Origin of the sequence: Deinococcus aerolatus (assembly GCF_014647055.1) — a bacterium.
In the GTDB taxonomy this organism is placed as follows: domain Bacteria; phylum Deinococcota; class Deinococci; order Deinococcales; family Deinococcaceae; genus Deinococcus; species Deinococcus aerolatus.
Window position 1 is genome coordinate 1 of sequence record NZ_BMOL01000006.1, and the last position, 11,952, is coordinate 11,952.

At 69.8% G+C, this 11,952-nt stretch carries 12 protein-coding genes; 2 read left to right on the plus strand and 10 right to left on the minus strand.

Annotation, left to right across the window (positions count from 1 at the left end; all coding sequences use genetic code 11):
• Nucleotides 1–112 precede the first annotated feature (112 nt).
• A complete protein-coding gene (locus IEY31_RS07905) occupies nucleotides 113–379 on the plus strand; it encodes a hypothetical protein (protein ID WP_188970688.1) in 267 nt (88 codons plus the stop codon).
• On the plus strand, nucleotides 376–1,749 hold the full coding sequence (gene hydA, locus IEY31_RS07910) for a dihydropyrimidinase (protein WP_188970690.1): 1,374 nt from the start codon (nucleotides 376–378) through the stop codon (nucleotides 1,747–1,749). Before IEY31_RS07905 ends, hydA begins: the two co-directional genes overlap by 4 nt.
• Nucleotides 1,750–1,796: 47 nt before the next feature.
• Here hydA and IEY31_RS07915 read toward each other — a convergent pair whose 3' ends face one another.
• From IEY31_RS07915 to IEY31_RS07960, 10 genes are all read right to left on the minus strand, one after another.
• Nucleotides 1,797–2,312: a ComEC/Rec2 family competence protein gene (locus IEY31_RS07915; protein WP_188970692.1), complete on the minus strand. Its 516-nt coding sequence runs from the start codon at nucleotides 2,310–2,312 to the stop codon at nucleotides 1,797–1,799.
• A 644-nt stretch (nucleotides 2,313–2,956) separates the two neighbouring features.
• The gene (gene dgoD, locus IEY31_RS07920; protein ID WP_188970694.1) at nucleotides 2,957–4,105 is read right to left on the minus strand and encodes a galactonate dehydratase; all 1,149 of its coding nucleotides are present in this window, start codon (nucleotides 4,103–4,105) and stop codon (nucleotides 2,957–2,959) included.
• A 36-nt stretch (nucleotides 4,106–4,141) separates the two neighbouring features.
• Nucleotides 4,142–4,765: a bifunctional 4-hydroxy-2-oxoglutarate aldolase/2-dehydro-3-deoxy-phosphogluconate aldolase gene (locus IEY31_RS07925; protein ID WP_188970696.1), complete on the minus strand. Its 624-nt coding sequence runs from the start codon at nucleotides 4,763–4,765 to the stop codon at nucleotides 4,142–4,144.
• Nucleotides 4,762–5,805: a mannonate dehydratase gene (locus IEY31_RS07930; RefSeq protein ID WP_188970698.1), complete on the minus strand. Its 1,044-nt coding sequence runs from the start codon at nucleotides 5,803–5,805 to the stop codon at nucleotides 4,762–4,764. The genes IEY31_RS07925 and IEY31_RS07930 overlap by 4 nt, the downstream gene beginning before the upstream one ends.
• A 19-nt stretch (nucleotides 5,806–5,824) precedes the next feature.
• Nucleotides 5,825–6,766, minus strand: a complete 942-nt coding sequence (locus tag IEY31_RS07935) for a sugar kinase (protein WP_188970700.1) — start codon at nucleotides 6,764–6,766, stop codon at nucleotides 5,825–5,827.
• Complete coding sequence (locus tag IEY31_RS07940) at nucleotides 6,759–7,391, minus strand: bifunctional 4-hydroxy-2-oxoglutarate aldolase/2-dehydro-3-deoxy-phosphogluconate aldolase (protein WP_229723413.1); 633 nt, start codon at nucleotides 7,389–7,391, stop codon at nucleotides 6,759–6,761. Before IEY31_RS07940 ends, IEY31_RS07935 begins: the two co-directional genes overlap by 8 nt.
• Complete coding sequence (locus IEY31_RS07945) at nucleotides 7,388–8,902, minus strand: gluconokinase (protein WP_188970702.1); 1,515 nt, start codon at nucleotides 8,900–8,902, stop codon at nucleotides 7,388–7,390. Before IEY31_RS07945 ends, IEY31_RS07940 begins: the two co-directional genes overlap by 4 nt.
• Nucleotides 8,899–9,720, minus strand: coding sequence for a carbohydrate ABC transporter permease (locus IEY31_RS07950; protein WP_188970704.1), 822 nt, complete (start codon nucleotides 9,718–9,720; stop codon nucleotides 8,899–8,901). The genes IEY31_RS07945 and IEY31_RS07950 overlap by 4 nt, the downstream gene beginning before the upstream one ends.
• Nucleotides 9,717–10,634, minus strand: a complete 918-nt coding sequence (locus tag IEY31_RS07955) for a carbohydrate ABC transporter permease (RefSeq protein WP_188970706.1) — start codon at nucleotides 10,632–10,634, stop codon at nucleotides 9,717–9,719. Before IEY31_RS07955 ends, IEY31_RS07950 begins: the two co-directional genes overlap by 4 nt.
• Nucleotides 10,635–10,638: 4 nt before the next feature.
• Nucleotides 10,639–11,925, minus strand: a complete 1,287-nt coding sequence (locus tag IEY31_RS07960; RefSeq protein ID WP_188970708.1) for an ABC transporter substrate-binding protein — start codon at nucleotides 11,923–11,925, stop codon at nucleotides 10,639–10,641.
• Between the last annotated feature and the right edge of the window lie 27 nt (nucleotides 11,926–11,952).

Genomic DNA, 11,952 nt, shown 5'->3' on the forward strand with positions numbered 1-11,952 from the left:
CGCTGGTGCGCCTGGTCAGCCGCTTCGAGGCGCGGGGCAAACTCCGATCCGGCCGTTGAGCACGGACCAGCCGCGTTCTTTTGATACCTGACCTGGTGACAAGGAAGGTTTTATGACAACAGTGTCCGTTTCCACTGCCACCGTCTCACCGCTGGGGCCGCACCTAGGCTTCATCCGTTCACAGTTTCCTGCCCTGGACAGTCCCCGGGCCTTTCTCGACAATGCGGGCGGCTCTCCGGTGTTGCGCGGCGTGGCCGAACGGGTCAGCGCCTACCTGCTGAGCACCAGCGTGCAGCCCGGAGCCACTGACGCGGTGTCGCAGGAGGCCAGCGCCCGTGTCGCGGCGGACTTAGGAGCTGGCATGGCGCGCCTGTCATGAGCCTGATCATCAGCGGCGGCACCGTCGTCACGGCGGAGGGCCAGTTTCAGGCCGACGTTCGCGTCGACGGCGGCCAGATCACGGCGGTGGGACGCAGTCTGGCGCAGGCGGACGATGAGATCATCGACGCGGCCGGCCGGCACATCCTGCCGGGCGGCATCGACGTCCACACCCACCTGTCGATGCCGTCAATGGGCACGGTGACCTGCGACGATTACTACACGGGTCAGGTTGCGGCGGTGATGGGCGGCACCACCACGCATCTCGATTTCTGCATTCAGCCGAAGGGCAGCAGCCTGAGAGCAGCGCTCGACACCTGGCACGGCCGGGCCAGGGGACAGGCGGTGATCGACTACGGCTTTCACGTGGCCGTGACCGACCCATTGCCCGGGGTGCTCGACGAGATTGCCACGCTGCCGGACCAGGGCGTCACGTCCATCAAACTGTTTCTGGCGTACAAGGACACCCTGCAGGTCGACGACACGGCGCTGTTCCGCTGTCTGGAGCGGGCGCGCGACGCGGGCGTACTGACGCTGGTGCATGCCGAGAACGGCGACGCCATCGAGGTGCTGATGGCCGAGGCCGTGGCGCGGGGCGAGACGGCCCCGAAGTACCACGCCCTGACCCGCCCCCCGGAACTGGAGGCCGAGGCCACGGGACGGGCCGTCGCGCTGGCCGAGGTGCTGGGCGCGCCGCTGTACATCGTTCATTTGAGCTGCCGCCCAGCGCTGGCGCGGGTGCGCGAGGCCCAGGCGCGGGGGGCGCGCGTGACCGCCGAGACCTGCACCCAGTATTTCTTCTTCACCAGGGACGATCTGGACCGGCCTGGTTTTGAAGGCGCCAAGTGGGTGTGCAGCCCGCCGCCCCGCGAGAAGGAGGACCAGCGTGCACTGTGGGCAGCGGTGGCAGACGGCACGCTCAGCGTGATCAGCACCGACCACTGTCCCTTCCGGTTCGACAGTCAGAAAATCCTGGGCCGGGACAACTTCACCCTGATTCCCAACGGTGTCCCTGGCATCGAGGAACGTCTGATGGTCCTGCACCAGGCCGGCGTGCGCGGGGGACATTTCAGCCTGGAACGTTTCGTGGCCCTGACCGCCACCAATCCAGCCCGCAGTTTCGGTCTGGGCGGCGTGAAGGGCAGCGTCGCGCCGGGTTACGACGCCGATCTGGCGCTGTGGGACCTGGCGCGCCCCCACACCATCACGGCGGCCACGAACCACAGCGCCGTCGACTACAGCCTGTATGAGGGCATGGCGGTGCAGGGCAGGCCAGTCACGGTGCTCATCCGCGGACAGACGGTGATGCATGAGGGACGCCTGCTGGCCGAGCGGGGCAGTGGCCAGTTCTTACACCGCCAACGCATCTGATCGTTCGGAGTCCAGCTGTGGGACGGTGGTTTCAGGCTCCGGCAAAGTCAGTAGCTGAACCGCGCTGTGTCGCCGCGTGCTGGGGAATCCCTGGGGCAAGACGTATTGATCTTCGGGATGTCGGGTGGTGGGGGCAACCCCGCAACCTTCACACGGCCGGGATTGATGACCCGGTCACTGGCCAGCAGGCCCTGGATGCCGGCGGTCTGGACCGCTGCCGTCAGCTTGCCGAAGAACTGGGTCGTCGCCGCGATGCCGTTGTTCAGGAAGAATTTCGGCTTGAAGCGCTGGACAGCTGGGATCTGGCCCGTGATGTGGCCTGCGTCGCCGTGGCTGGCCGCCACCACCGCGAGACTGTTGACGCCGTACTGGCCGAGCAAGTCGGTCATGCGTTTTTCAGATCGCCCGCCGTCGTACAGCAGGGACTGGTCTTCCGGCGCGGGGATCAGCACCGCGTCGCCCTGGCCGACGTTCAGGAAGGGGATGGTGAGTACGCCGGACGGGGCAGGTTGGGCCAGGGCCACACCAGCCAGCAGCGCTGCCAGCAGGAAAAAGCGCCCCACAGGTCCAGATCCCCGTCGGGCGTGCGGGCATTCAACCCATCGAGCGTCAGCTGGCCCAGGGCCTGACGGCGGTCCGTCTCTTGCTGGTCCATCTCAATGTCCATGTCGCCGCCCGTGACGTGGATGCGGACGACGTCACCCTCACTGACCGCTTTGGGCAGGCTTGCCAGGGGCCAGCCCTCCAGCCCTCGGTGATGCCGTCCGGCAGTTTGGCGCGAGCCAGCTTTCCCTCAATGCCGTCGACGGTGACGTGGGTGGTGCCTGGATCTTCGTGTGACTCCACCATAGCTGCAACCTGGCGCAGGCGTCCGCGTGCATCGTGATGGGGCGGTATCACGTAAGGACGCCCTCTGGAACGCGCTGCAGACCGCAGGCTGGCCTGAAACCCGGGGTACCCGGCTGCATGAGTTGACAGGGGCTGCATACCGCCCTATATTAAGGAAATCAAGGCGGCCTCTGGGCCGCTTTTTCCATGTCCTTGTTCAGGTGGTTGAGCCGCCATCCACAACCCGCTCGCCGCCTCGCGGACCGCGGCACGCCACGTCTGCACCTGCCGGGACAGCGGTGGTGTCCGGCATTCACTCCCGCACGCCGGACCCGGAGGACACGGCGAGAAGCGGATCACGCTGGGGACACCGCCAGCCTCACCATTCCGCCACGCTGCCGTCATCATGGCGCCAGACCGGATTGCGCCAGCGGTGGCCTGCCCTGGCCAGCTCACGCACGGCGGCCTCGTTCACCTCCACGCCCAGCCCCGGCCCTGTCGGGATCCGCACGAACCCCCCGGCGTACTCGAAGACGCTCTGGTCGGTGACGTAATCGAGCAGGTCGTTTCCCGCGTTGTAATGGATGCCCAGGCTCTGCTCCTGAATAAAGGCATTGTGCGACACCGCGTCCACCTGCAAGCAGGCGGCCAGTGCCACCGGACCCAGCGGGCAGTGCGGGGCCAGCGCGACGTCGTAGGCCTCGGCCATCGCGGCGATCTTGCGGCACTCGCTGATGCCCCCGGCATGCGACAGGTCCGGCTGCACGATGTCGGCCAGGCCCTCCTGCAGCACCTGTTTGAAGTCCCAGCGGGAATACAGCCGCTCGCCCAGCGCAATGGGCGTCGTGGTGGCCCGCTTCACGTCGCGCAGGGCTTCAATGTTCTCGGACAGCACCGGCTCCTCAATGAACATCAGGCGGTAGGGTTCCAGCTCACGGGCCAGCACCTGGGCCATCGGGCGGTGGACCCGGCCGTGGAAGTCCACTGCAATGCCGAAATCCGGCGCCGTTGCGTCCCGCACTGCCTGCACGCGCGCCAGCGCGGCGTCCACCTTGGCGTAGGAATCCACGTACTGCAGTTCCTCGGTCGCGTTCATCTTGACGGCCGTGAAGCCGGCGGCGCGGGCCAGGCGCGCGGCCTCGCCGACCTCGGCCGGCCGGTCCCCGCCGATCCATGAGTACACCCGGATGCGCTCACGGCACGCCCCACCCAGCAGGTTGTGGACCGGCGTGCCCAGCGCCTTGCCCTTGATGTCCCACAGCGCCTGATCCACGCCGGCGATGGCGCTCATCGCAACCGCCCCGCCCCGGTAGAACCCGCCCCGGTACATCACCTGCCACAGATCCTCGATGCGGTGCGGGTCCTGCCCGATCAGGTAGTCGGACAGCTCGTGCACCGCCGTCTGCACGGTCGCCGCGCGGCCTTCCACCACCGGCTCCCCCCATCCGACGATGCCCTCGTCGGTCTCGATCTTGAGAAAGCACCAGCGCGGGGGCACGAGAAAGGTTTCGATGTGGGTGATTTTCATGCTGTGACTCCAGGGGGAAGAGGAAAGAGGGCGCGCTCAGTGGCGGGCGCGCGCCACGAGCTCCTGGGCGGTGTGTGCCAGAGCGCTCCAGTCGGGACGTGACCAGTCGGTGCGGGTCAGCGCCCCGCCGATGCCGGCCCCCACCGCCCCGGCCTGCAGGTAGGCCCCCAGGTTAGAGGCGTCCACGCCGCCCACCGCCAGCAGCGGAAGGTGCGGATACGGCCCGCGCAACTGCCGGAAATAGTCTGGCCCCAGGCTGCCGGCCGGAAAGACCTTGACCGCGGCGCTGCCCTGCGCGTGGGCCGCAACGATCTCGGTGGGCGTCAGCGCTCCGGCCAGCAGCCCCAGCCCCTGCGCCCGCGCGAAAGCGTTCACGTCGGGGGCCAGGTGCGGCGTGACCAGGAAGGCCGCTCCCGCCTCCTGGGCCTGCCGGGCCAGGGCCGGCGTCACCACCGTCCCCGCGCCCAGCGTGAGGGCAGGAAACGCGGCGCGGATGGCCCGCAGCGCCGGAAGCCCGTGGCTGTCACTCAGGGCCACCTCGAACAGTTCGATGCCGGCGCCTTGCAGCGCTCTCACCAGGTCCGGGGCGTGCCGGGCAGGCACGCCCCGCAAGATGGCCAGGATCCGGGTGCGGCGCAGCTCCCCGAGCAGGTCCGTCATGCCCGCCCCCGTTCCTGCACCGCGTCCATCAGGCCCTGCAGGTACATCGCGCCCAGCGCGCGGTCGTACAGGCCGTACCCGGGACGGCCGGTCTCACCCCAGATCATGCGGCCGTGGTCCGGGCGGACCGGCACGCCGGGGCGCAGGGCTTCGAGCCGCATCACGGCGGCGGCCAGACCGGTACTGCCGAAGCGGCTGACGTGCGGGACCTCATCGAAATCGCGCTCACCCACGCGCTCGACGTTGCGGGCGTGGACAAAATGGATGCGGGGCGCGAATTCCTCGATCATCGCCGGCAGGTCGTTGTCCGGCCGCGCGCCCAGCGATCCCAGGCAGAAGGTCAGGCCGCTGTGCGTGTCCGGCACGGCGTCCAGAATGAAGCGCAGGTCCTCGGCGGTGCTGACCACCCGCGGCAGACCCAGCACCGGCCAGGGCGGATCGTCCGGGTGCAGGGCGAGCCTGACGCCCAGCCGCGCGGCCTCCGGCACCACCGCCTGCAGGAACGCCACGAGGTTGCGGCGCAGCGCCGGCCCATCCACGCCCGCGTACGCCGCGCGCAGGCCGGCCAGTTCACCGGGCGTGTAGGCCTCGGCCCAGCCGGGCAGGCTCAGGTTCCCGACCCCGATTCGCAACTGCTCGACCTCGGCCTGCCGGAAGACCAGACTGGTACTGCCGTCCGTCCGCGGGTGGGCCAGGTCCGTGCGGGTCCAGTCGAACACCGGCATGAAGTTGTAACACACCGTCCGTACGCCCGCACTCGCCACTGCCCGCAGGCTTTCAGTAAAGCCCCGGATGCGTTCCTCACAGCGCGCGTTGCCCAGCTTGATGTCCTCGTGCACCGGAATGCTCTCGATGACGCTCAGGCGCAGGCCTGCCGCCTCGACCCGCTGCCGCAGGGCCTGAACGGCCGCCGGCGTCCAGGCCTCGCCCGGTGGAACGTCATGCAGTGCCGACACGACGCCGCCCAGCCCCGGGATCTGCCGCAACTGCCAGAGCTGGACCTGGTCCGCCGGGCCAAACCAACGCATCGTCAATTCCATCCTCATTCCTCCCTGGAGCTCAGCGGACCGGCTCATTGCCGGGACCCGCGTGTTGCACGGCCCGCACCTCGGCCTCGGTTGCGCGCAACTGGTCGCCCGGCGTGGTGGTCTTCAGCGCGGCCGTGGCGGCCGCAAACGCCAGAGCGGCCGCCGGCGCCTCACCGCTCAGGTGGGCGTGCAGGTAGCCGGCAGCGAAGGCGTCGCCACGCCCCACCCGGCCCGGTCCCGCTGCCGGGACCGCGGGCTGCGTCAGGCTCTGCCCGCCGCCCAGCAGCGCGCTGCCCTGCGCGCCGCGCGTCTGGATCAGCAGGGCGTCCGGCGCGAGCTGCCGCAGGCCGGTCAGTCCGCCCAGGAGGGCCGTGTCGCGTTCGGCCACGAACAGCAGGTCGGCCAGGCGCAAGGCCGGCGCGTAGGCGTCCAGGGCCGCGTCGTCCGCGAGCAAGAGCCGGCGGTGGTTCACGTCGAAGCTGACGGTGAGGCCAGCCGCCTTAGCCGCCCGCATCAGCCGGAGCGCCAGCGCCCGCGGTCCCGCGCCCAGCGCCAGGCTGACGCCGCTGACGTGCAGCGCGGCGCGGCCGGTCAGCCACTCCGGTGCGAAGTCGGCGGCCGTCAGCCTGGCGAAGGCGCTGCCGGCGCGGTCGTACACCACCCGGCTGGGACGGGGAGCGTGGTGGTCTTCCAGGTAGAACGTTCCCAGACGGCCGCTGCGGGTCAGGGCCAGGTCCTCGACCTGCAGGGCATGCACGTACCCGCGGACCCACGTGCCCAGCGCGGAGGGCGGCACGGCGCTCGCCCACGCCGCGGGGCGGCCCAGGGCGCGCAGCCCGGCGGCGACGTTCAGTTCCGAGCCGGCGCACTGCGCGTCCAGGCTGGTCATGGCCTCCAGGCGCTGGGCCGGCGCCAGCACCAGCTTCAGCAGCGCCTCCCCGAAGGTCAGGACGCTGGCGGGACCCTCAGCCATCGGCGCCCTCCTGCCGGGTGAAGCCCAGCAGTTCCGTGACCTGCGCCTCGAGCGCGTCCTCGTCCAGCATGAACAGGGCGCTGCCCAGGCCCACCGCCAGGGCGCCGGCGGCCAGCCAGGGGCCGACGCCGGCAACCGTGGGTTCCACGCCGCCCGTGACCAGCACCCGGCTGTGCGGCAACGGACCGAGCAGCGCCCGCACGAATGCCGGGCCCAGCACCTCGCCGGGAAACAGCTTGACGATCGCCGCGCCGCCCTGCTGGGCCTCGAACACCTCGCGGACGGTGCCGGCTCCCGGCAGGTACGCGGCGCCGCGGTCCCGACACGCCGCCGCGACGGCCGGCACCCAGCACGGGCTGACAATGAAGTCGGCGCCGGCCTGCACGAACGCGTCGGCGTCCCGGGCGTTCAGCACAGTCCCGGCCCCGAGCAGCAGCGCGGGGAAGCGTCCGCGCAGCGCACCGAAGGTGGCCAGGGTCCCGGGGCTGCGGTGGGTGAGTTCCACCGCCCGGATCCCGGCGCGGGTCAGGGCGGCCAGGCGTGCGGCGGCCTGCGCCTCGTCCCCGGGCGTGAACAGCGGCAGCACGCGGTCGGCAGCCAGCACGCCGGCGAGGTCCAGGGTCACGTGAGGACCGGCTGGGGGGACGCTGCGCCGGGCGCCGGACGCGGCTCGCGCAGGCCGCGCAGGGCAGCTTCCAGGGCGTGCATCCGCCGCGTGGCGGCCTGGTAGCGTTCGTGGTGTCCGGGCACCGGGTCCACCCTCCGGCAGGCGCCCGGCCCGGTGGGCAGCGGGTAGCCCTGCGCGCTGAGCGCCAGCATCGCCGCGCCGCGCGCGCTGGCGCCGCCGGGGCCGCCCAGCAGCAGCGGGCGCCCCAGGGCGTCGGCCAGCATGTGCTGCCAGGGACGCGAGGCCAGCAGCGCCCGGCCGCTGGCGATAAACACGGCGTCGTCCGGCAACGGCAGCCGCCCGGCCAGATCGGCCAGCCGGCAGGCCACCCCCTCCATCGCCGCGCGCGCGATCTGGACCGGGGTGGTGGCGTAGCCCAGGCCGTGGACCGTGCCGCGCGTGTGGGGGTCGTAGTCGGGGCTGCGGGTGCCGCCCAGGGAAGGCAGGAAGGTCAGGCCGTGGCTGTCGGGCGCCATTGCCAGCAGCTCGCGGTCCAGGTTTGGGTGGTCCAGCTGCAGGGTCGAACCCAGCCACTCGTACAGGTTGCCGCCCTCGGTCAGGGCCCCGCCCAGCAGGTGGGTCTGGCGGTCGATGCGGTAGGACCACAGGCCACTCGGCACGGCGGGGGGTGCCCCGGTCACCGCCAGGCGCACTGCGCTGGTGCTGCCGACCGTCAGGGCCACGCGGCTCCCGCCGGCCGCGCCGCTGCCCACTGTGGCGGTCGCGCCGTCGGAGACGCCCACGTAGAAGGGCGCCCCCGCGAGTTTTGGCCAGCGGGCCTGAAAGGCCGGGCGCAGCGTACGCGCCGCGTCGTGGTCGGCCAGTTCGGGCAACTGGTCGGCCCCCACGCCGGCCGCCGCCAGCGCCCCGGCGTTCCACGTCAGGCTGGCGCGGTCCAGCATCCCGGTCCACGACGCCAGCGAGTAACTGGTGAGCCACGCGCCGGTCCAGCGCAGTGTCAGGTAGTCGGGCACGCTGCAGTAGCGCGCGGCCCGCAGGTGGGGGTGGGCCGCGCGCCACCAGCGGATCTGCGCCGGCCAGTACGCGCTGAAGGCCGGGCAGCCCACCTGGCCGGGGTCCACCAGGTGCGCCACGGCCTCGACCTCCCCGGCCGCGCGGGTGTCGGCGTAGGACAGGGCCGGACCGGTGGGCTGCCCGGCGTGGTCGAGCGCCACCAGGCTGCTCACGAAGCTGGTCAGTGCCACGCCCAGCACGGGGCGCTGGCCCAGGCGCTGATGCAGGCGGTCGAGCACGTCCTCGATGGCCCGGACCAGCGCCGGCAGGTTCACTTCCGCGGCGCCGTCCGGTCCGTATTGCAGTTCGAGGGGCGAGTGCGCTTCCAGGCCCGCCAGCGGACGGCCCAGCGTGTCGAAGGCCGAGCCCTTCATGCCGCTGCTGCCCAGATCCAGGCTCAGCATCACCGGCGGGGGCCCGCGCATCGGTTGCGGGTTCGGGGGTGTCAGACTCATCCCTTGACGCCGCCGGCGGTCAGGCCCTTGACGATGTACTTCTGAACGGTCAGGGACAGCAGGATGATTGGCAGGGTGATCAGGACGGCGGCGGCCGCGATCGCGCCGTAGTCCTGGCTACCGTAACTCAGGAAGTTGAACACGGCCACCGGGACGGTCTTGGTGTTGGGGCCGCCCAGGATCAGGCTGAACAGGAACTGGTTCCAGGAAAAGATCATCGCCAGGATGCCGGCGGTCACGACGCCGGGGGTCACCAGCGGCAAGATGATGCGCACGAAGGCGCCGGCGCGCGACGAACCGTCCACCAGGGCGGCCTCCTCGAGGTCCGTGGGAATGTCTTCGAAAAATGCGATGGTGATCCAGACGATCAGCGGCAGCGTGATGATCAGGTGACTGACGATCAGCGCCGTGAAACTGCCGACCAGACGCAGCCGGGTAAACAGCAAGAACAGCGGCAGCAGGAAGGTGATGTACGGAATGATCCGGCTGATCAGGATCCACAGGCTCAGGCCGCGCTGCTTGAACCGCGCGATCGAGTACGCGGCGGGCAGGCCCAGCACCATGCCGATCATGGTGGCCGCCAGCGCCACGATCATGCTGTTTTTGGTGTACTGCAAGAAGTTGTTGCGCTCGATCACGTTGCGGTAGTTCTCCCAGGTGGGCGTAAAGACCCACACCGGGACCGCCGCCGTGTTCTGCACCTGGCTCTTGAGGCTCATCATGATCATCCACACGAACGGGAACAGCAGCACGACGATGGCCAGCAGCAGCAGCAGGTTCGGCACCAGGCTGCTGCGCGCGGACGCGCGGGCCTTCATACGCGCCGCCGCAACAGGTTCACGCCGATGGCCACGGCCGCCACCACGACCAGCAGCAGCGTGAGCAGCGCGGCGGTGTAGCCGACCCGCAGGAACTCGAAGCCGGTGTGATACGCGTAGACGTTGAGCGTCTCGCTGGCGCTGCCCGGCCCGCCCTGGGTCATCACCTCGATGATGTCAAAGGTCTTGAGGGCGTCGATCAGGCGGATGGTCAGCGCGGCGAACAGCGCGGGCTGCAGCAGCGGCCAGGTGATGTAGCGGAAGGCCTGCCAGCTGCTCGCGCCGTCAATGCGCGCGGCCTCAAAGGGATCGTCGGGCATGGTCTGCAGCCCGGCCAGCAGGATCAGCGCCACCAGCGGCGTCCACTGCCACACGTCGACCAGGGCCAGCGCGGGAATCACCAGCGCGGGGTCAGCCAGCCACAGGCTGCGTTCCAGCCCGAGCGTCTGAAGAAAGTAGTTCAGCACGCCGAGGTTGGGGTCCATCATCAGCGCCCAGATCAGGGCGACCGCCACGGGCGTGCTGATCATGGGCAGCAGCACGGCGGCGCGCACCAGCCCCTGCGCGCGCATGTGGCGGTTAAGCAGCACCGCGAGGCCGAGGCCCAGCAGCATCTGCGCGGGCACCGCGATCAGGGTGAACTTCATCATCAGCCAGGTCGCGTTCCAGAAGCGCGGGTCACTGAAGGCCTGCGTGAAGTTGCCCAGGCCCACGAAGCTGCTGGGCAGGGCGTCGCTGACCGAGCGTTCCTGGGTGCTCAGGATCAGGTTGAACACCAGCGGCAGGATCGTCAGCGCGAACAGCACGATCAGGGTAGGCAGCGGAAACACCCAGCGGATGTTCCGGTCCAGCCAGGAGGAAAAGCCTCCTCCTGGCCGCGGCTGCCCCCGGGTGTGGGTGGGGGCGGAGGTCACGGAGTTACTTTTCCTTGCTGATGATGGTGTTGACGGTCTGCTCGGCCCGCTTCAGCAGGTCAGCGGTGTTGCCGCCCTGCAGGATGCTGACGATGGCCTGTCCCAGCGCGTCGCGGACCTCGCCCACCTGGCTGACCGGGGGGTTCCACAGCGGGTTGGCGCTGGCCAGCTGGCTGAGGTGCGCCTGGGTCCACTCGGGGCTGGTCTCCTGCTTCTTGAAGGTCGGGTCATTCCACACGCTGCGGCGCACGGCCGGCACGTCCTGGAGCAGCACCCGCAGCTGGTTTTCACGGTTGGTGGCCCACTGGGTGAACAGCCACGCGGCCTGCTTGTTCTTGCTGCCCTTGCTGATGCTCAGCGCCCAGGTGGTCACGTAGGGTTTGCGGCCCGCGGGACCGGCCGGGAACGGCGCGTAGCCCACCTTGCCGGCCACCGTGCTGCTCTTGGGGTCGTCGACGATGCTGCGGAACAGCGAGGCGTCGGTGAACATCGCCACCTTGCCCTGCGCGAAGAGGTTGGTGACTTCCGGCCAGCTCATGGTCACGGCGGCGGGCGGACCGTAGTTGCGCAGCAGGCCGGTGTACATGTTCATGGCCTGGATGAACTTGGGATCCGTGAAGTTGGCCTGTCCGTCCCTGGTCAGCCAGCTGCTGCCGTAGGAGAACATGTACGGGCTGAACTGGCTGGTGGCCGACGCGCCCTTGCCGCGCAGGGCGATGCCCGCGACTCCATCTTTGCCGTTCAGCGCCTTGGCCGCCGCCTCAAGCTGGGTCAGCGTCTTGGGCACGGCGATCTTGTACTTGGCCAGCAGGTCCTTGCGGTAGAACAGCATCGGCGTTTCGGTCTGGATCGGGATGCCGGTCATGATGCCGTTGTATTCCGTGGACCTCACGACCGAGGGGTAGAAGTCCGAAAAGCCCCAGTTGCCGGCGGTCAGGGTCTTGTTGACGGTGTACGGCTTCATGTCCTCGACCCAGCCGCTGCGGGCGTAGAGCAGCCCTTCCTGGCCGGGCGAGAGCATGAACGCGTCGAGGTTCTGGCCCCCGGTGGACAGTTCCACCAGAACCTTCTGACGGAACTGCGCTTCGGGGTAGGTTTCCACGGCCAGCTTGATACCGGTGAGTTTCTCGAACTCCGGAAAGTAAGGCTGGACCGCGGTGGTCCACGGATGCTGGTTGAGCAGCACGCGGAGGGTGGTGCCCTTGTAGGCGTCCCAATTGACGGTCTGGGCCTGGGCGGGGGCGGTGGCCAGCAGGCCGGTCAGGGTGAAAAGGACAGTCAGGTTACGCATCGTGGGCTCCTTGGGCAGGCGAGAGAG